Genomic DNA, 19,972 nt, shown 5'->3' with positions numbered 1-19,972 from the left:
CATGAATGGTCGGTGGCGCGTTGGCTGGCTGGTGTGCTATTTGGCGCTTTTGCCGGTGAGTAGAAGGCAAGTTTGCGGCCAGTTTTCTGACGTACCGGAACCGGCCAGTGCGGTAAGTGCCGCCGACCGTTTGGCCATCGAGCAGATTGCACAGTTGGTGGATGTGGGCCAATTTGCAGAGGCTATGACGCAACTCGATCGGCTCATGGACTTGCCGCCTGCTCTGGTTGCCACGGGTCCTCAGCAAGCGGCTGGAACGCAGCGAGTTCAGGCGTATTTGCCCGTCAGTCAATGGAGTTGTCAACAGCAGCAGCGAGTCATTGCCAGGGCTCTGGCCGGGCAGCTTGAACATCGTCAGCAACGGCTAGGCGCTGCTCAGGCGGCATATCGTGGATTGCAGCAGTCCAAGAGCACAATGGCAGGCCGTGATGCGGTCATTCGTTATCGAATGACCGAGGCTGGGCCAGCTCTCGTACGCTTGCTGGCGGATGTTTTTTTGGAACAAGGTCAGGCGCTGGCCGCGGTCCAGATGATGGAAGCATGCCTTCCGGAATTGATGCGCGTTGATTTGTCACAATTCGACGCTCGAGCCGCGACGGTCCAGTTGCCTTGGCATGTTGTCTACACTGCCATGGATGCGGATAGCGATCAAACTGCGCGGTTGCTGAAGCACTGGCGAACTGTGTGCGGGTCCAATCAACCGCTGGCCGTGGACTTGCTAATACGGCAATTGACTGCTGCCGCGATGGAGCCGCAGTACGTGGATTACGAAGCGCTCGGTCGTTGGGCAGAGGCGGTTGTAAAAAGTGAAGTTGAACCGGCTGAGCGCGATCGTTTAACGGCCTGCCTCCAGCAAACCCAAGCGTATTATGAGTCGGCAACATGGACGGTCCAACCAAGTTTTACGCTCGATCATCGGCCGGCTTGGCAACTGCCTCTTACGCGATGGGCCAGTCCACTTGACGTGACGCCAGCCAGCCAGCCGCGCGTCGGGCAAGGACCAGTCATGCTGCCGATCATCGTTGCTCAGTCTGCAGACATGGTGTTCCTCCATGAACTGACTCGCGTGCGAGCGATTGAACTACACACAGGCACAGTATGGCCCGATGCTCAAACCGGTGCCGCACTATTTGATACAAGGCTACCACAGGCCGACTATTTGCCAGCAGGTTATCCGGTGATGGGGCAGCCGAAGGGCGAATTGACCGTTGACGATGGATGCTTGTACGCCCGCATGGGGTCGCCGATTACCGCCTGGGCCAATCGCAGTCGCGCCTCCGACGGTAGTTCGCTCGGCTATTTGATTGGCCTGGACCTGGATAGCCAAGGTCGCCAACTGCGCGGCTTTCCGTTGCGTTTGGTGCCACCGCAGTTCGTAGATGCAGAACTGGAGGGGCGTCCCGTGGTTTGGCAACAGCTGTTGATTACCGGGGTGGTCGAGCGCGACAATTCTGGCATACGCCGAAGTCTGGCAGCGTTTGATCGCTATAGCGGGCAACTAGAGTGGCGTTCAGCAGTGCTTGGTAGCGGCGTGGTCGTCGGCAGCGAACGCGCCAATTTGATCGCAGCAACTGGGCCGATTGTGGCAGGCGGCTTGCTGTACTACGCAACCGATCTGGGCACCATCGCCTGCCTCGATCCGCACAGCGGCCGTACACTATGGCAGAGTTGCTACCGACGACGGCTCAGCAATTCGGGCAATGGACGGCAACCCGATCGCTACCGCTACCGCGATGGACAAGGCTGTTTCGTGCAGCGAGGGTTGGTGTACTGTTTGCCTCAAGATGCTCCCGAGCTGTTCGCGTTGGATGCGCTGTCGGGCAATTTGCTCTGGTCCAGCCAGGATATCGAGTTTCAAGACGCGACCTATATCGTCGGGGCTGTTGGACAAACGCTGCTTGTCGGCGGAGATCGGTTGATCTGGGTAGATCGCTGCGCTGGACGAATATTGGAAAGCTTTCCAGAGCCAACAACACCGGGATTGGTCAACGCGCTGCCGCAGCCGCGCGGAATGGGGCAAGCCGCCTTAGTTGGCCAATATGTCTGCTGGCCGACCGCCGAGGAGATCATTGTTTTCAGCGCCGACTTGGCCGGGCAGAGCAGGGTGGAAGAATCGACGAAAGTTGCCGCGACAGACCATCAGCCCTTTGTCAGACGTTTCCAGACCGGAGCATTGACCAGGGAGGGTGCACGATTGAGCTGGGTGGGCGAGCATCTGTTGCTGACCACACCTGATTGGCTGTACTGTTTTCGCGCGCAGCGGTGAGCCGTTGCTGTCGCGTTTTAGCAGCAATTCGTAGCTGCGGTCGCCAGTCCATGGACACACCGCTTCCTCTCTTTGGCGAGTGTTGCTAGTTCACCAACGGAAACAGATGCTAGCAAACGCTTGATGGCCTAATCTTTACTCAGGCCGTAGCGATCTGGTATTGCTCAACTCCATTAACTCTAACTAGGCAGCTTACTGGGTTTCCAGGTCGGAAGTGGCGCAGTCAGAGTTCAGCCTTGATGAATGTTGCCGTGGTTCATTTCTTTCTCACCGAATTCGCCCCGTGCCTCGTCAATCATGCCAGAATGAAATTCGCCAGCAGCAGCGCCACTGCGCGGGGGTGGATCTACGGATATGCCTCGACACTCGGCAGCCGCATTTCAAGCCAGGCGCTGAAGTTCGACTTACGCGGTTTGGGGTGACCAGCCTCCCCGTGGTTCTATTGATCATCGTTTTGGCCGTTGTAGCCACAGTGCTCTGTTACCGGCTGGTGGAGCATCGGTTGGGTGGCGAGTTGCGAACTGCAATTCGAAAAGAGCTAAGCGAGCTATTTCCCAGGGCGCGCGTCTTCGTAGGCCGCGTGGCCTTTGATGGTCCAGGGCAGATCATAGCCAACGATGTGCGGATGGCATTGCCCATCGACGGCCAGCGTGTGCAGGTTTTATCTGCCGAGCAGGTGTTGATCCAGGGCAAGTTGGACCTGGCCAGTTTCATTCAGCAGACCGCCCGTGTTCAGCAAATCCGACTCAAGGGCGTTCAATTGGACATCTGGCCACTGGCCGATGGAGGATGGTCCGTAGGATGCCTCAAGCCGCATCCCAAACCCAACCGAATTCCGCCAAAAATTATTGTCATGGATTCATCGCTCCGATTGCGGCAAAGTGCGGATGAGATGGCGGGGGAAATCGTGCTGCATGACCTGCAGGCTGAGGTCGAGCCCCTGGAAGCCGAAGAGCTGTATACTGTCGATTCACCGACCACCACTATTCAGCGCCCGACTCGCCGCCAATTTCGTGCACAATGTTCGGCTCGCAGCAGCGGCTTGGTGCGCAATGTCGTTGCCACGTGCATCGTTGACCCGTCCACGGAGAGCGCAGAATGCGTGGGTGAATTTTCGGGTCTTCGGTTCTCTCGCAAACTCATCGACGTACTACCGCCTGGGCTGGCCGACCGGTTGTCGCAACTAGCAGGTCTAGAATGCGATGCTGACTGCTCCTATTTTCAGATTTCACACCAAACCAGTCGTCCGGCCGAGTTTATGTTTCAAGGCCGAATTCTTTCGGGCCGCATGCAAGACCCGCGTTTGCCCTATCCGCTGGAGCGACTGAGTAGTCAATTCTCCTGCACGAACAAGATGTTGCAACTCCGCCAAATGCAGGCTCACAGTGGTGAAGCGACCTTGAAAATCGACACCGACATCATGGGGTTGGAGCTGGATAGTCCGATGGTGATCGAGGCTCAGGTGCAGAATATCGACTTGGACAAGCGATTGTACCAGTCGTTACCGGTTGCTTTCCAGCAGCACTGGGATCGACTGCAATTAGCTGGTCGCGTTAGCGGTTCAGTGCAACTGAAGTTTGACGGACAGGTTTGGCAGCCCTCGGCGGCCATTGACTGCCAGCATGTCAGCCTTCGCCCGTGGTTGTTTCCTTATCCTCTTACAGACGTGCACGGCAAAGTTCAGTATCGTGAAGGCACCCTCAGTAGTCAACAATTGCAAGGTCGCGCTGCGGGGCAACCGCTTGAGGCCAGCATGAGTCTCTCGCTGGCAGAGGGGCAATGGCACGGTCGTCTGCAGTGTCGCAGTCTGGGGCCAGTGGTCATCGACGAAGATTTGATTTCAGCGCTGACGCCCACGGGCAGCCCGCCCGGAAGCGCCGAAGAGTTTGTACGATCGTTGAAGCTGGCTGGTGCCGTCGAACTGGTCAGTGCTGTGTTTGAACGAAAGGGGCCCGAAGAAGCCAATTGGCATCGGACCATTGACGCCAACGTGTTTGGAGGTCGTTTGCAATACGACAAATTCGTCTACCCAATCTACAACATTCGCGGGCGAATTTTCAATCAGGATCAGCGCTGGTATCTGCAAGGCTTTGAAGGCAAGAACGATAGCGCTCGCATTCTGTGTTCGGGGACGTGGCAACAAGTCCCCCAGGGGGCATTACCTTTTCGTCTGGATATCGATGCGCACAATGTGCCGATTGCTGAAGACCTGTATATGGCCCTGCCGCCCCGCGTTCGCGAGACTTGGTCACAATTGCAGCCGTCTGGGTCGATCGATCGGGTGGCAGTCACTATTCAGGGCGACGGTTCTCCCAATTCCATTGAAACTCAGGTTACGATCATTGAGGAAAACCACGGTCCGACACCTACAGGAACATCCGTGCGACTGGAGCCATTGGAGTTTCCATACCTGCTAAATGATGTCAGTTGTCATATCACCTATGCCAATGACCAAGTGATCATACAACGAGCCACAGCGCACCATGGGGCGACTCGGCTGGCGCTTACTGGTCAGTGTACGCCACGCGCAGACGGACGCTGGCAAGCAGACGTTCAGTGGCTGCCAACCACCAGGTTGATGGTCGATGCACAGCTTGTACGAGCACTGCCAAAGTCGGTGCAAGAGTCGATGCTCAAGCTGGACTTTCGAGGTCCAGTCAGCTTGTTGGGGAGTAGTCAAATTGTTCTTGGGGATAAAAATTTGCCGATGGCCATGTCGTGGAACTGCCAAATGGATGTTGAAGATGGGCAGTTTGCAGGCGGAGAGCAGGTCAGCGCATTACGTGGCACTGTTTGGGTGCAAGGTTCCAGCGATGGCGAGAGTCTTAAGGCCAGCGGACGGATTGCCATGGATGCGCTGCGCGCCATCAACATTCCGGTGACCAATCTTCAGGGTCCATTTGTAGTGCTGGATCATAAGCTCTATTTCGGTTCCGCCGTCCAGAAGGTATTGCCTGCGGCCGAACCGCTGCCCGGGCAAGATGTGACCGCCACGGCCTTGGCAGGCACGCTCAAGCTCAGTGGCTACAGTTTGCTGGACTCCGGCAAGCTACATCTGGATGCAGCGCTGGAGAATGCGAACCTTAGTACCTTGCTGCAAGAGGTGGGCATGCAGCAGAAACAGCCTCAGGCGATCTGTAACGCCTATCTCAAGGATTTTCATGGCGTGCCATGGAATCCGCAGACTTTCAGTGGCAGTGGAAGCATTCACCTGACCGATGCCAAGTTGTATGAATTGCCGTTCATGATGCGGTTGTTTAGCGTGGCTGCAGTCAACGCAGCAGATGCCTCAGCCTTTCAGCGGGCCGATGTGGATTTCAAAATCGACGGCGATCATATTCCACTAAAAGTCGCTGCAGATGGCGATGTTTTGCGGCTGCGCGGCGACGGTTGGACGAATTTGCGACGAGATATCCAATTACAGCTATACACCTACGTGGGGCGTCGCGTTCCGATCGGACAGGTCATCTCACCGTTGTTGGCTGATTCACGTTTTGCCACGTTTATGATGGTGGAAGTCAACGGTACCTTGGATAATCCCGAAATGCAACGCAAGCCGTTTCCGCAATTGGAAGCTACTTGGCAGCAGATGTTTCCCGAAGTTGCCAGCCAGCAATCCTTACTTAGAGGCATGGGATGGCGACACTAGCTACCGCAAGATTCGTTTTGGCCGCTCGCCTTAGCTGGCAGTAGATGTCGTGCTGGCAGTTAAGAGAGCCGCTCTCGACTCGTAATTTTGAGGATTTAACGTCAGTTCACTATAGCGAGGGCTCATTCATGCAGATTCCTCCTGCTGTTCAGGCCGCCGGAGTGGCGGTCAGCGTCAGTCGTCCGACCACAGACGCACCACCCCAGTCTCACACCTCGGTCGCTGCCGAAGCACACGTTGAAGGTTCCATGGCCAGCAACCAAGATCGTGACGCCCAGGGGCAGGGCGATGGACTGTCCGACGGTCGTCGAGCTCCACAGCGCCCTGCGAAATCCATAACCGACGAGCTGGCGCAGCCGCTGCAGGCTGCGCCCACGTTGCCGGACGAACCACCTAGCCAGTTGGACCTGGTTGGTTAGTTGATCACGGATGCGTCGTAACGGGCTCGCTTGAGCGCTTGCAATGCAGAGTCAGCGTCAAAATCGTCATTAACTTTCAGTTCGACGATTCGTTCTTTCAATTCACCGTCGGGTGTACCTGCGGGCTGCTCAGCCAGTTGGACACCTACAACGCCAGGAACCTTGGCCAGCGTCTTTTCGACAGCTGGGTAACATCCGTAGGGGCACATCATTTCAGGAACCTCCAAGCGCGTATCGGCTACGAACCGAAGGCTGCCTGTAGAGCCAGTCGAGGCACCGTCACCGGCAGGTGGGGCTTCACTGGAGGCATCCACTGAGCCAGCATCGTCGGTTACGGCACTGCTGCCCGAATTGCCGGTGACACCAGGAACCGTCTCTGTTGGCTGGCTGCATCCGATAAAACCCAAACTCAAAACTACGATCAAGCATACTGCACGACGCATCGACGATACTCCGTTGAGAAAATTTAGGTAAACACGAAATCGTCCGCCCAAGGCATCGGCACAGGGGCCAATCAGCGGCGGCTAGTGACTTGAGGGCTATAGGGAGCCACGATTTCTTACAGGTTATGGTATTCTAGGTCCCTGACGCCAGAACAGCAAGGATGCCGGATTTTTCAACAGAAATGGTCGATTTTTCAAATAGTTGCGGTTGGCTCGTGCTAGCAGGAAATGCCGGATATCGGTCAGGAAATCATGTATACACGACTTTCATATGAGCGTCCGGTCATGGGCCGTTGGGGGGCCGGTGCGAGGCCAAACCATTTGTCTCTGAACCCTCTGTGTCGCTTCCTGAATGTCCTGGGTACCCCGCTTCAGCTTGCACTGGACACGCTTGTCCCGCTCTACAAACCATATCGGAGGTCGTTGATCGGATATTGTGCCGCCATTATAGCGACCTGCTTCGCATTTCCATTGCTGCAAGCCTCCGAGCGTAGTCCCAATGTGTTGCTGATCGTAGCTGACGACCTGGGATTCCAAGAGCTGGGATGTTTTGGCCAGCAGCGCATTGGGACTCCACACCTCGACCGGCTGGCCACACAGGGCATGCGTTTGACGCAGCACTATGCTGGCAGTCCCGTGTGCGCGCCATCGCGGTGCGTATTGATGACTGGCAAGCATCCAGGCCATGCCTATATTCGCAACAACAGCGAAGCTCAACCAGAGGGACAATTGCCACTACCGGACAGTCAGGTCACGTTGGCCGAAGTCTTCCAGGGCTGTGGCTACGTTACGGGTGCGTTTGGCAAGTGGGGATTGGGCGGCCCTGATTCAACGGGTGAGCCGCTGCGGCAGGGTTTTGATCGCTTCTTCGGCTATAACTGCCAACGTTACGCTCACACTTATTACCCCGACTATCTGTGGAATGATCGACAGCGCATCGGGTTGGACAACCATCCGCCAGTTCCCGGTCATGCGGGCCTGGAGGGAGCCGATCCTGCCGATGCCAACAGTTACCGTCGCTTTCAGGGTCAGGATTATGCTCCGCTGCGCATCCACCAGCAAGCGCTGCAGTTCATCCGCCAGCATCGCGATCGACCATTCTTTCTGTATTACCCAACAACGTTACCGCACCTGGCGCTACAGGTACCGGATGCGGAAGTCGAGCCCTATCGACAGCTCGGCTGGGACGATCCTCCGTTTACTCGCGAGCGAGGCGGATACACACCTCATTTTACGCCACGTGCCGCTTATGCTGCCATGATTTCGCTACTGGACCGTTTTGTGGGCGAGCTGTTAGCCGAACTTGAGGCCTGTGGCCTGAGCGACGAGACGATCGTGATTTTTACTTCTGACAACGGTACAACCCATGTACGTGACGAAGTGGACTACGAATTCTTTCAGAGTGTTGGACCGTTACGCGGCTTGAAAGGATCGCTCTATGAAGGCGGCGTGCGCGTCCCCACCATCGTACGCTGGCCAGGTCACGTGCCGGCCGGCAGCAGCTCGGATCGCCTGAGCGGATTTGAAGATTGGATGTCAACGCTCCTAGATTTGATTGGACAACAACCACAACTGCCCGATGGCACAGACGGAGTTAGTTTCGCGCCCACGCTGCTGAGCCAACCGCAACCGGATCGCGACTTTCTGTACCGTGAGTTCTCAGGCTATGGGGGTCAGCAGTCGATTCGCGTCGGGGATTGGAAGGTTGTTCGTCAGAACATTAGCCGCCGTGACGCTACGCTTGAGTTGTACAACTTGGCGGACGACATTGGCGAAAGCAACAACCTCGCCGCCCAGCACCCCGACATCATCCAGCGATTGACCACTCTCATGCAGCAATGCCACCAACCATCGGATCTCTTCCCGCTCCTGCCTGACCGCCCCTGAACCACAAGGACTTTCCCCTCACCAGATACAGGTTGCCGCCAGTTAACCACTACGTCTTAATCGCTGGGCAAGTGAAGCTGGATTGCGAGCGAACCAGCAAATGGTCTTCGGGGTAGGTGTGAATGACTTGGACGCTCAATGTTCTCATGCGACTTTCGACGTGAATAAAACTGAGCCCACCAATAGGTAGGCGGCCGCTGGAATTGAACAGTTGAATTAGTTCGTGACTGTGAGCCGATTGCTCTAACTGTTTATGAATATTCCAGAACATTTCCGAGGCTACCTGTTCAGCTTGGTAGTCGTAGGTGTACTTGCAACCCTGCACCTCAAGCGAACTATGCTCTCGGTCGCGTAGAGGTAGCTCCAGCAGGCGCTCCGATTCAGGCAGGGGCTGTGTCGATGCCCCGGCGACCTCCGTCAGCACACTCTTGCCACTGCACCAAGTAATGTAGTGGCCGTCGACAGTGATGCAGAATTGCGCGGCATAGTGCTCACGCTGCACGCGATGGCACTTGCAGGTCGTGAACAGTTCGGGATGTACCGTCCGCCCTAACAAGCGAAATCGCATGTCGGCAATACGCGGACGACAACCAGTAAGACTCATAAGCCGGGCCTTTGATTACGACACATTTGCACACATGGCGGTGGAAGTTAGGCGAGCGACCAATACCCATTTACCATCTGCTACCGCCATATCAGTAGCCATTGTCGCCAGATAATGGAAGCTCAACCCGCCCAACCGTCTGGCGACGGTAGCTACAGGACATGCCATCACTTGTAATTATACTTAAAGTGCGTGCCCGCCACCAAGGCTCATCTGCTGACCGTCGGTCCGACTTTGCGGGTCAAGAGGAATGCGACAGATACTTGGGAAAGTTGTTAAAAAAATCCGAATGTTTCGCGCGTCTGGTGGCGTGTAAACTACGCGTTGCCAGTAAACGACGGCTACACTTGTGCTATCGTCGCCTGAATCAAATTTTCAAGCATTGTCCGCAAAGTCTCTCATCGAGTCCAGCAGTCCACCGTGAGCCTGAACGTTACCACAGTTTCCAGTGAAATGATTCCACTGGCCAAGACCGGCGGTTTGGGGGACGTGTGCGGTGCCCTGCCGCCTGCATTGCACAAATTGGGTTGCCACTGCACGTGCTTTCTGCCCGCGTATCGCAGCGCTGTGCGATGTGGGTTGCCGATTGAGACGACAGATTTGGCGTTCACGGTGCCGATTGCCAACCGCAACGTGGCCTGCCGAATCCTGAAAACCTACTTGCCCGACAGTCCGGTAGCGCTGTATCTGGTTGATCAACCACAATACTTTGATCGGGATGGATTGTACGGTGACAGCAACGGCGAATACCCTGACAACTGCGAACGATTCTCGTTTTTTAACCGCGCCACGATCGAGGCCATCGAGAGGCTAGATTTGCAGCCGGACATAGTGCACTGCCACGATTGGCAGACCGGTTTGATACCGGTGTACATGGCAGCTCGACTTGGGAACTACGACTGGATGAGTCGCGCGGCGAGTGTGATGACGATTCACAATCTGGCCTATCAGGGACGGTTTTGGCATTTTGATATGCCGCTGACCGGGCTGGATTGGAAGTACTTCAACTGGGAGCAGCTTGAGTACTATGGCGATTTGAATTTGATGAAGGCGGGCATTGTTTTTTCGGATCGGTTGACGACTGTCAGCCCGACCTATGCCGACGAAATTACGCGCCCCGAACATGGCTGCGGATTAGACAGTTTGTTGCTCAGACGTCGCCAAGATTTGGTCGGCATTGTCAATGGAGTTGACTATGGACAATGGAATCCAGCCAGCGACCGCTTCTTGCCACACTCGTACCATGTTGACAATTGGCAGCAAGGCAAGCGTGTATGTAAAGCAGCTTTGCAGCGAGAATTGGGACTGGCTGAGAATCCGCAGGTGCCGTTGATTGGCATCGTGAGCCGACTGGCCAATCAAAAAGGGTGGGATTTGATTATTCCCATGTTGCGGCATTGGTTAGGTCGTCGCGACGTTCAGTGGGCGATTTTAGGGACTGGCGACAAAAATTATGAGCAAGAATTGACGGATTTAGCGACTGTTCGGCCCGACAAAATCGCCGTGCGTTTGGAATTCTCCGAGGCTGTGGCGCATCGCATTGAGGCCGGCTGCGATCTGTTTTTGATGCCCAGTCGCTACGAGCCATGTGGTTTGAATCAACTTTACAGCCTGAAGTATGGTGCTGTTCCCGTCGTTCACGCGACAGGCGGCCTGGCGGACACTGTTGTGCATACGACCCAAGAGAGCCTGCGAGATGGCTCGGCAACCGGCTTCCAGTTCTGGGATTACTCGCTGGCGGGACTCGAGCGAGCGCTGGGCGAGGCACTTGATTTTTTCCTGGATCGTCGGCCACAATGGGCACAAATTGTGCAGACCGGCATGCGCAGCGATTGGTCGTGGAGCAGTAGTGCTCAGCGCTATCTGGAAGTCTATCAACAGACGATACGACAACCAAATGCACCGGTGACTGCCAGCCAATAACTTGACTGGAAATCGGCCAGATGGCATCCGCACGCGACAAAACGACAACCAGTGAGATGCGGCATGACTGGTTGACGGATCGCTGGGTTATTCTGGCTCCACAACGTTCGGAACGCCCCATCGATTTTGTGCGACAGCCGACACAGGTTGTCCCTGCCGATCAGTGTCCATTCTGCTGGGGACATGAGCAACATACGCCCATAGCTGTTGCCTGTTATTTGCCACTCGATCGACACGTGGGCCAGCCCGGTTGGTCTGTCCGCGTCGTACCCAATAAATTTCCGGCGGTCCGGAGTGACGGATGTTTGCAATGCAGTTCACTGCAAGCTAGTTATGCGCCAGTGGGAATCCAAGAACAATGGATCAGCGGGGGACCAGAACTTTGGAGCGGGGCGAGCGAACAAGAGTCGCAAGTCATCGAGGCAGCTAAGCGCGCCGCGACCAACTCAGAACTGTATCAGCGGCGAGATGTTAGCGGAGGCCACGAAGTTATCATCGAAGGGCCACAGCATTTGCAGTCAATTTCGCAACTCGATCGAGCCACCATGCAGCTGGTGTTCCAGGCTTATCGCGATCGCTTGGCGTATTGGTTGTTGAAAATGGCCATGGACTACGCCGTACTGTTTAAGAACGTAGGACACGAGGCCGGAGCGTCGCTGGTGCATTCGCATTCGCAATTGATTGCGGCGAATTTGTTGCCTACTGACGTAGCCCGGGTGGCAGATCGCATGCAGACGTACTTGGAGCAGTCAGGCGAATGTTTGATCTGCCGCATCATCAATGACGAAATGCAGCAGCATCTGCGAATTGTCGAGCAAACGCCGCTATTTGTTGCCTACTGCCCATTCGCCAGCCGCCTGCCAGCGCTGGTTACAATTGTCCCGCGACAGCATCAGGGGCAATTCGAACTACTGCAGAATGTGCAGCTTGAAGAGCTTTCATGGCTACTCCATCGGCTGGTGCGACGCTTGGAACACTGCTATCCCGATGTGGCTTACAATTACGTGATTCATACGGCACCCAAACGCCACCGGGGAGGGCCTGCCTACCACTGGCGAATCGAGCTGTTCCCACGCATTTCAACGCAAGCCGGATTTGAATGGGGCAGCGAATGTTTCATCAATCCGCTGATGCCAGAGGATGCCGCCCGAATGCTGCGGCAAGCAAGCTTGTAAGCACCTGTACACAAACAGTTCAATACAACTCAAGAACCAAGCATGGATACACAGGACATACCGGATGATCGTCGTTCCGACTTGCAGTAGGGAGAAATCACTGAGCAAATCATCGATTGACCGTTCGAAGTCACCAATGAGTTAGGAACCGGCATTCCGCAACTTGAATACAATCGATTCACATAGCACACGTGCTTCTACCAGCGACATGCAATCATCCTATCCATCCACTGTTCATTCATTTTGTTCGAAAACTTATGCAGCTGTGCTTAACAAGCCTGTAATTCACTTCAGCTGGCCGTCGTCCGTCCGGCAAACAGTTCGGGCAGCGTTTCGCCAAGAATCTCCAAGATGGCCTTCCGGTCACGTACCGTTAAATGCTCGAAGCCAACTACCGGCTCCTGAGAACTTAGGATTTCGTAAAGCCGCCCTCGAATACGATCGTACATTGCCGGTGGCAGATGGCGGAAGGCGTCGGAGTAGATCAGGTAGCTGCAGGGATGCTTAAACAGACGCTGTTCGAGATCCAAGTCACGCAGGCTCCGACCACGAGAGTCAACTTGACCAGCCTGTCGAGCCCGATCTTGAAAGCGAGCCGAATACTGGGTATTGCCGACAACGCGGTCGGTCAGTGCTAATTCATCGGCGAACAGCAGGTAGCGCACCACATCCTCTGCGGCTCGCGCAATGCGGCGCTCGGTGGATTCGCTTACGGTATTCGTCGGGCGACCCAGAGCCTGATTCATGCTTTCGTCGTGGTAGATGGCGCTGCGAGTCTCCATGCTGGCTCGAGCCAACAAGTTGTGCATTTGAGATTGATGTTCCAGCAGCATCAATGCCACGATATCGCTGTGTGGTGCAAGATAATGATTGACGTTGAACAGCGTCGATAAATCCGTCTTGTTCGCGCCGGAATCAACATCCATGCTTTCAGGATCATTGCGGTCGGCGGCGATCAGATTGCCCAAGTGCCGTAAACTCCCGTGCTCGCCGGTCACGTACCAGCCACCAAATCGCTTTTGAAATTCGGTGCTGTGATCGGTCACAAAACTGCGCGTTCCGGAACGCGGGCGACCATCGGCATCTGGATAGACACTGCGAACCAGATAGCCGGGTACACCCTGCGTGCGATGCGTGGCATGACACGCTAAACACTGGCCTCGGTCAGCGAGAATTCGACGCGCCGCATTGTTTTGGTCCAGCGTATAAAAGACCGCCCCCAGCCGAGGGTCCGTGGCCGCCAATTCCAGTACGTCTCCGTTGTGGCAAAAGCCCACATACACATCGTCATTAAAGTAAATAGCGCGAGGCCCACGCGGATGAATTTTATGCAATTGCAACGACGTCTTAGAAAACACAAATACTTGAGATTCGACGTCGACATTCAGTAGTTTCAGAATGCTGGGCAGCCAGCCAAGTCGCGAATCATATTCCAGAATTGCCTCGCCTGATTCCAATCGTCGCGCCAGTTGCCCCACAGCATCTTCCGACGGCACTTGACCATACAGAATGGGTGCCTTTTCAAAATCCAACTGGCCATAGCAGCGATCGGACGCTACCAGTATTGTCGTTAGGCCGAGCAGGCTTGCAGTCTTGAGCAACAACGCAGACTTGAACATCGGATGGTACCTCGTCATTCGCATGGGGGCATGACACAGACCCTCAATTGGAATGTATCGGCCACCGTCGCCAGATCGTGGCTACCGCTACGTCGCGCGCCTTATTCAGGCTCGCGAGTGCAGTATTGCTATTCAGAAGGATACTTCGCCAAATAGACGACGACAATGTCTACAATATGCGTCAGTTTGTCTCGTCCAGCAGGCCACGGACGAATTCGTCGGGATTAAATACGGCCATGTCCCCGATCTTTTCACCCAGCCCCACCAGCTTGACGGGCAATTCAAATTGCTGACAAATCGGCACGATCACCCCACCTTTGGCAGAGCCGTCGATCTTGGCCAGGATGATGCCGGTACAGCCTGCGGCGTCCGAAAATCCTCGAGCCTGGCTGATGGCGTTTTGTCCCGCCGTGGCATCCAGCACCAGCAAGACCTCATGCGGCGCCTCAGGAATGTGCTTGCCGATAACGCGACGAATTTTTTGCAATTCTTGCATCAGGCTGGTTTGTGTCTGCAGGCGACCAGCGGTATCGACAATGCACACGTCGTATTTTTCATCGCGGGCACGCAGGCTGGCTTGGAAGGCCACGCTGGCTGGGTCTGATCCCTGCTTGGCGGTCACGATGTCACAGCCGATGCGCTCGGACCAGATGGTCAGTTGTTCCACGGCTGCTGCTCGGAATGTATCTCCGGCTCCCAGCAACACGCGATTGCCTTCTTGGACCAGCTTGTGGGCCAACTTGGCAATCGAAGTAGTTTTGCCAGAGCCGTTGACGCCAACCACCAGGATCACCGTCGGTCCGTTGTCCGACATATTCAGTTCCGTACCGCGCTGCGCCAGGCTTTGGCGAATCTCTTGGCCGACCACTTGAACGATGTCCGAGAATTTGACAACGCGGGCGCGGTAGTCGTTGCCGATGCGATCACAAATCTGTTTGGCCATCGCATTGCCCATATCGGTGCGAATCAGTAGTCCAAACAGTCGTGTCAAGAATTCGTCGTTGACCAGATCGCCTTCCGATTTCAGTAGATCACGAATATCGGTATTCAGCGCACGACTGGTCTTGGTTAGTGCCGACTTGATGCTTCCCCAAAAACCACTCGACTTAGCCTCTGATGGTTCAGCCGTCGTCGGTGATACCGGCGTGGTGGCTGCTTCCTTTTTCCTGTTCCAAAATGCCATTAGTTCAACTCACAAGCTTCTTCGTAGTGTTCGTATAACTGCAGCAGATTTTCTTCCAAGCCGGTCAATTCCTGCTGCAACTGTTTGACTTGCCGTCCATCGCGGAGTATTTCTGGGCGCATCATCTGCTGATGAATTTCCGCAATCCGTGCTTCGCTTCCGGTGATTTCTTGCGCCAATACCTCAACTTTGCGGTAGGGGTACTTGCGCTTGCGCTTAGTCGAACCAGTGTCCGGACTGCCCGACCGGGGTCGAGCTGCACCTGGGGTTGTCGACTTTCCGGCCGCAACATTGTGACCCACAGCGGCTCGATCAGCTATGGCCATGGACTGCTTGAGCCAATGTTTATAGGCGTCGTAGTTGCCCGCGATCTGACTGACACGACCCTCTCCGATAACCAGCACATGATCGGCCACTGCATTGACCAAGTACCGGTCGTGCGTGACCATCAGTACGGTGCCGTCAAAATGTCTCAAAGCTTCCTCCAATGCATGCCGTGACCAGAGGTCCAAATGGTTGGTTGGTTCGTCTAGTACCAATAGATTGGCCTCCATGGCGGTTAGCCAGGCTAGCATCGTCCGGCTGCGCTCGCCACCGGACAGCATGCGTAGTGGTTTGAGTACTACGTCGCCCGAAAGGCCAAAGGCGCCCAGAATGTCCCGGCGGGCGCGATCGTCCAAGTCCCTGTGAGCCACGCGAATGGCTTCAGCCGCACAGGTGTCCGGAGATAGCTGGGATAACAACTGGTCGAAGTAGCCAATCTGCAGTTTTGATCCCAGTTCAACCTGACCTTGATCAGCCTGGCACTGGCCCAACAAGCACTTTAGCAGCGTCGTCTTGCCGGAGCCATTGGAGCCTAAAATGGCCCACCGTTCACCACGGTGAATTTGGAAGCTCAATTTGCTAAATAGCGGGCGGTCATAGGCTTTGGACAGTTCGCTGGCACGTAGCACCACATCGCCACTACGGGCTGCAGGCGGAAAGCGAAATTGAGGCGTGCGTATCTCGCGTGGTGGCGGGACACGCTCGATGCGTTCCAACTTTTTGCGGCGATCTTCGGCCTGAGTGCTCTTTTGACCGTAGTGATGCTTGCGAATAAACTCTTCCAGCTTGGCGATCTCTTCCTGCTGGCGCTCGTAGGTCCGCCGCTGGACCTCCAGCCGCTCGGCCTTCTGCATTACATAGGCCGAGTAGTTGCCGCGATAGCGATCCAGTTGTCCGTCGACCAGTTCGACAATTGAGCTGGCCACCTGATCCAGAAAAAAGCGGTCGTGGCTGACTACCAGCAGCGCGCCTGGCCAACCCGCTAGCGTCTCTTCCAGCCATTCGGTGGTCTCGATGTCTAAATGGTTGTTGGGCTCGTCCAAAATCATCAGGTCTGGTTGCTGCAACAACAGGCTGGCCAGCATCAGGCGATTCTGTTGCCCCCCGCTCAATTGCCTTGCGGGACGATCGTTCCAGCGAGATGGGAATCCGAGCCCCTGCAGAATGCGTTCTACGCGATACTCCCAATTGTAAGCATCTGCTTGATGCAGTTTGGCCTGCAGACGATCGTAGTGTTCAAGTAGAGTTTGGCGAAGTTCTGGGCAGTCGGCTTGCGCTAGCTCGGCAGCTACCTGTTCTGCCTGGCTAGCCAATTGACTCACATCGCCGACTGCCGCTGCAGCCACCGACCACACACTATCGCTTTCAGCAAAATTGGGATGCTGCTGTAAATAGCCAACGGTGCCTCGCGAAGGCATCTCCACTGTACCGGCATCGGCCCCCATTTGCCCGGTCAGAATTCTCAGCAGCGTCGTCTTGCCCGCTCCATTGGGACCAACCAGCCCGATGCGCTCGCCGGTGCGTATTTCCAGACTAGCTTTCTGCAGCACCTGCCGATCACCAAAAGTCTTGGAAACGTCTACCGCAGATAACAAAACCATCAATCAGTACGTGCCAAAGGGGTTCATCGTTCTAAAGCCGTCAGACCGGTACATCCAGCCATGAAAGCGAACCATTCTAGCTGGAGTTTCCCGACTGCCCAGGTTTTCTATGGGGTGTTTCACAATCGGAACATTCACGTTTTAATGCTACAAGTTGTATTGCGGAGCCCGCCAAAGTTGCTCAGATAGCCTCATGGATAACGTTCACCACCGCCTGTGAATCAAATGCTCAGTCTGCAAAGCACTACCGACCAACGTTGGCTAAAACAGGTCGATCGATCGTTAGACGAGATTCTGATTGACCATGCACATTGCGAACACAAGGCTGCGGCCACGGCGATGAGCCTGCTGGGTAGCTACATCGACAATCGCGACCTGTGCACTGAGATGACGCAGATTGTACAGGAGGAACTGGAGCATTTTCACCTGGTGTTGGACTGGCTGGAAAGGCGTAAAATTCGATTTCGGCGATTGCAGCCCGGTCACTACGGACGCGAGTTAAACCAGCTTGTTCGAACCGCAGAACCACAGCGGGCGGTCGACAGGCTGTTGGTTGCTGGACTGATCGAAGCTCGAAGTTGCGAACGGTTCAGTCTGTTGGCTGAGCATGTGCAGGATACGGAGCTAGCTCAGTTCTACGCCAGCTTGTTTGAATCAGAAGCCCGCCATCATACAACTTACGTGCGACTGGCCAGAGGTTTTATGCCTGCCCATGACGTGAAAGAACGGTTGCAAGAGTTGTCGTTGGCTGAAGCCGAAATTATCGGTCGCGGCCATCGGCTGCCGAGAATGCATAGTTAGAATGTTTTGCAGCCGTTCATGCAACTCGTAGGGTGGGACAAGCGGTGCCGGACTAAGTTGGAGTTATAAAGCAAAGTATGTCGATGACGGCAAGCTAGTCGAGATGCAATTTGCGTGGCCCCGCGCCGGCCCACCAATGATGCTCAGTTTGCCCAGTCACATTTTTTCGAACCGATTCAAATAATGGAACCAACCGACGATCGACCATTGCCAGTGCATCTGGGTCCACATGCGGCACTGATTGGCCAGTTGCAACGCGTTGGCCATGATTTCTGGCGGCGCGGCTGGAGCTTGGGAGCTAGCGGCAGCTACAGCGTCGTCGCGCAGCGCGAGCCGCGACAGTTGCTGATTACGGCCCAATGCACAGATAAAGGTAGTTTGGTGCCAGTCGATTTTGCATTAGTCGATTCTTCGGGAAAGGGCGTTATACCAGACCAGGCACAAGCGTCTGCCGATGTGTTGCTCCACTGCGTGATTGCAGAACAAGCCAGGGCTGGTGCCATACTACATACCAGCAGCGTGTGGGCAACTATCCTGGCAACCAAATTTGAATCCCTGGGCGGTGTGTTGATCGACGGCTACGCAATGCAGTCGGGATTGGCCGGTGCGGACAGTCGCCTGCAGGCCCAGTGGTTTCCGATTGTCGATTGCCTGGCGGACGCCACAGCCATGGCCGACCAAGTTCGAGACACCCTCCAGAGTGCCTCACCGCTACCGTCTGGATTCTTGGTCAAGCAGCAGGGGCTTTTCACATGGGGCCATGATTTGCAAACAGCCGTGCGGCACGTCGAAATCATGGAATTCTTGTTCGAAGTGCTGGCGCGGCAGGCGGTTAGGGCGTAGCGCAAGCCGCCAACAAAAAATCCTCCGAAGCTACATTTCTGCCGCTCGCTTAGTAGTTTGACAATACTTTTCCGCCAGCGGATTCATGATGGCGAACCAGATGGGGGGCATCAGCGCTAAGACGACCATTCCTGGGTAACCCGTGGGCAATTGCGGGCTCTGTTCAAACGACCGCAAGATTTGATACTTTCGGGATGCCGTAGCGTGATGATCGGAATGGCGAGAAAGCTCGAACAGGAACAGGCGACTGACGACGTGATCGCTGTTCCATGAATGCTCGGGATTGACACGCTCCGGACGACCATGTTCGTCTATACGTCGCTCCAGACCATAATGTTCCAAATAATTGACCGCCTCCAGAAGGCTGAAAGCCACCAGACAGCTCAACAGAAACCCGGCCACTGCAAACAGCCCTAGCCACCAACCAATGGCGACCGTAAAGGCAATTTGAACGACTAGAAACCACAGCATTTCATTGCGGACACTCAACACCGGTCGGCCAAGCTTGTGCAGGCGTTTGATCTCTAGTTGCCAAGCTGACAGCCACTGACGGGGCACTGTGCGCAGCCAAAAGCGATAAAACGAAGTATTGAGCCGCGCGGTTGCTGGATCGCTGGCTGTAGCTACATTCACATGGTGTCCGCGAACATGCTCGATGGCAAAGTGCATGTACCACGTGGTCATCAGCAGGATGCGGCCCAGAATCTGCTCCAGCTTGGACGAGCGGTGGACCAATTCGTGCGCAATGGTGATTCCAACTCCGCCGTTGCTGATGCCCAGCGACACCACTAATCCGATCGCTTCGTGGGTTGAAAGATGACCACGAGTAATGGTCCACAGTACAAACAGAGTGAGCCCCAGTTGAATGGGCACAAAGCTCCACAATATCCACGAGTACAGGCTTTGCTGCCGAGCCCGCGATTCAGCCTCGGCATCTAAATTCAACGTGTTACGACCGGCCAGCAGCTCGATTACCGGAATTAACACGAACACCAGGATGGGTGTATACCAGACCCACCAGCCTTGAGCCAGCGTACCGATGACCACCGACAGAGGAATCAAATAAGCAGGTGTATAGCGAATAGCTCCCATCGGACGCCTGATTGAATTGCAAAGCCGGAATCAATCTCAAAGGCCAACATCGATTCTATCTCAGTCAGCCTAGTGTGTCCAGATTTCTGACACGTTGACAAGAGTGCCACATCGGCGACCTTCGCTATGCGTTACGAGCCAAG

At 55.3% G+C, this 19,972-nt stretch carries 14 protein-coding genes; 8 read left to right on the top strand and 6 right to left on the bottom strand.

Annotation, left to right across the window (positions count from 1 at the left end; genetic code table 11):
* The first annotated feature begins 1 nt into the window (after position 1).
* The 3 genes from KF752_16105 to KF752_16095 all read left to right on the top strand — a co-directional run bounded on the left by KF752_16105 (position 2) and on the right by KF752_16095 (position 6,334).
* Complete coding sequence (locus tag KF752_16105) at positions 2–2,266, top strand: PQQ-binding-like beta-propeller repeat protein (GenBank protein ID MBX3423080.1); 2,265 nt, start codon at positions 2–4, stop codon at positions 2,264–2,266.
* 283 nt (positions 2,267–2,549) lie between these two features.
* Positions 2,550–5,915, top strand: coding sequence for a hypothetical protein (locus tag KF752_16100; GenBank protein MBX3423079.1), 3,366 nt, complete (start codon positions 2,550–2,552; stop codon positions 5,913–5,915).
* 128 nt (positions 5,916–6,043) lie between these two features.
* The gene (locus tag KF752_16095; protein ID MBX3423078.1) at positions 6,044–6,334 is read left to right on the top strand and encodes a hypothetical protein; all 291 of its coding nucleotides are present in this window, start codon (positions 6,044–6,046) and stop codon (positions 6,332–6,334) included.
* Here the strand turns inward: KF752_16095 and KF752_16090 are convergent.
* Entirely contained in the window at positions 6,331–6,777 is a 447-nt protein-coding gene (locus tag KF752_16090; protein ID MBX3423077.1) for a heavy-metal-associated domain-containing protein, read from the bottom strand. The two genes, KF752_16095 and KF752_16090, sit on opposite strands and share 4 nt — an antisense overlap.
* A 285-nt stretch (positions 6,778–7,062) precedes the next feature.
* On the opposite strand from KF752_16090, the gene KF752_16085 reads away from it, so the two are divergent.
* Entirely contained in the window at positions 7,063–8,664 is a 1,602-nt protein-coding gene (locus KF752_16085) for an arylsulfatase (protein MBX3423076.1), read from the top strand.
* Positions 8,665–8,713: 49 nt separating this feature from the next.
* Here the strand turns inward: KF752_16085 and KF752_16080 are convergent, their stop codons facing one another.
* A complete protein-coding gene (locus tag KF752_16080; protein ID MBX3423075.1) occupies positions 8,714–9,268 on the bottom strand; it encodes a DUF2617 family protein in 555 nt (184 codons plus the stop codon).
* A gap of 426 nt (positions 9,269–9,694) precedes the next feature.
* Between KF752_16080 and glgA the strand changes: the two genes are divergently transcribed.
* Together glgA and KF752_16070 are read left to right on the top strand one after the other, a co-directional pair.
* A complete protein-coding gene (glgA, locus tag KF752_16075; GenBank protein ID MBX3423074.1) occupies positions 9,695–11,191 on the top strand; it encodes a glycogen synthase GlgA in 1,497 nt (498 codons plus the stop codon).
* Between the two features lie 20 nt (positions 11,192–11,211).
* Complete coding sequence (locus tag KF752_16070) at positions 11,212–12,366, top strand: DUF4921 family protein (GenBank protein ID MBX3423073.1); 1,155 nt, start codon at positions 11,212–11,214, stop codon at positions 12,364–12,366.
* A 290-nt stretch (positions 12,367–12,656) separates the two neighbouring features.
* Here the strand turns inward: KF752_16070 and KF752_16065 are convergent, their stop codons facing one another.
* The 3 genes from KF752_16065 to KF752_16055 all read right to left on the bottom strand — a co-directional run bounded on the left by KF752_16065 (position 12,657) and on the right by KF752_16055 (position 17,093).
* Positions 12,657–13,967: a hypothetical protein gene (locus KF752_16065; protein ID MBX3423072.1), complete on the bottom strand. Its 1,311-nt coding sequence runs from the start codon at positions 13,965–13,967 to the stop codon at positions 12,657–12,659.
* Positions 13,968–14,166: 199 nt separating this feature from the next.
* On the bottom strand, positions 14,167–15,168 hold the full coding sequence (ftsY, locus tag KF752_16060) for a signal recognition particle-docking protein FtsY (GenBank protein ID MBX3423071.1): 1,002 nt from the start codon (positions 15,166–15,168) through the stop codon (positions 14,167–14,169).
* Positions 15,168–17,093, bottom strand: a complete 1,926-nt coding sequence (locus KF752_16055) for an ABC-F family ATP-binding cassette domain-containing protein (GenBank protein ID MBX3423070.1) — start codon at positions 17,091–17,093, stop codon at positions 15,168–15,170. Before KF752_16055 ends, ftsY begins: the two co-directional genes overlap by 1 nt.
* 225 nt (positions 17,094–17,318) lie before the next feature.
* On the opposite strand from KF752_16055, the gene KF752_16050 reads away from it, so the two are divergent.
* Both KF752_16050 and KF752_16045 read left to right on the top strand, forming a co-directional pair.
* On the top strand, positions 17,319–17,894 hold the full coding sequence (locus KF752_16050; protein ID MBX3423069.1) for a tRNA-(ms[2]io[6]A)-hydroxylase: 576 nt from the start codon (positions 17,319–17,321) through the stop codon (positions 17,892–17,894).
* 183 nt (positions 17,895–18,077) lie between these two features.
* Positions 18,078–18,737 carry a class II aldolase/adducin family protein gene (locus tag KF752_16045; GenBank protein MBX3423068.1) on the top strand — a complete coding sequence of 220 codons (660 nt, stop codon included), beginning with the start codon at positions 18,078–18,080 and terminating at the stop codon, positions 18,735–18,737.
* Between the two features lie 30 nt (positions 18,738–18,767).
* On the opposite strand, the gene KF752_16040 is transcribed toward KF752_16045, so the two are convergent.
* The gene (locus KF752_16040) at positions 18,768–19,829 is read right to left on the bottom strand and encodes an alkane 1-monooxygenase (protein MBX3423067.1); all 1,062 of its coding nucleotides are present in this window, start codon (positions 19,827–19,829) and stop codon (positions 18,768–18,770) included.
* Positions 19,830–19,972 lie beyond the last annotated feature (143 nt).

The sequence above is a fragment of the Pirellulaceae bacterium genome (assembly GCA_019636385.1).
In the GTDB taxonomy this organism is placed as follows: Bacteria; Planctomycetota; Planctomycetia; order Pirellulales; family Pirellulaceae; genus Aureliella.
This window is presented reverse-complemented; position numbering and strand designations above follow the sequence as displayed.

Coding starts and splice junctions, on each gene's coding strand:
- KF752_16105 (MBX3423080.1), top strand. CDS start 2: ATGAATGGTCGGTGGCGCGTTGGCTGGCTGGTGTGCTATTTGGCGCTT.
- KF752_16095 (MBX3423078.1), top strand. CDS start 6,044: ATGCAGATTCCTCCTGCTGTTCAGGCCGCCGGAGTGGCGGTCAGCGTC.
- KF752_16090 (MBX3423077.1), bottom strand. CDS start 6,777: ATGCGTCGTGCAGTATGCTTGATCGTAGTTTTGAGTTTGGGTTTTATC.
- KF752_16085 (MBX3423076.1), top strand. CDS start 7,063: ATGGGCCGTTGGGGGGCCGGTGCGAGGCCAAACCATTTGTCTCTGAAC.
- KF752_16080 (MBX3423075.1), bottom strand. CDS start 9,268: ATGAGTCTTACTGGTTGTCGTCCGCGTATTGCCGACATGCGATTTCGC.
- KF752_16070 (MBX3423073.1), top strand. CDS start 11,212: ATGGCATCCGCACGCGACAAAACGACAACCAGTGAGATGCGGCATGAC.
- ftsY (MBX3423071.1), bottom strand. CDS start 15,168: ATGGCATTTTGGAACAGGAAAAAGGAAGCAGCCACCACGCCGGTATCA.
- KF752_16055 (MBX3423070.1), bottom strand. CDS start 17,093: ATGGTTTTGTTATCTGCGGTAGACGTTTCCAAGACTTTTGGTGATCGG.
- KF752_16050 (MBX3423069.1), top strand. CDS start 17,319: ATGCTCAGTCTGCAAAGCACTACCGACCAACGTTGGCTAAAACAGGTC.
- KF752_16045 (MBX3423068.1), top strand. CDS start 18,078: ATGGAACCAACCGACGATCGACCATTGCCAGTGCATCTGGGTCCACAT.
- KF752_16040 (MBX3423067.1), bottom strand. CDS start 19,829: ATGGGAGCTATTCGCTATACACCTGCTTATTTGATTCCTCTGTCGGTG.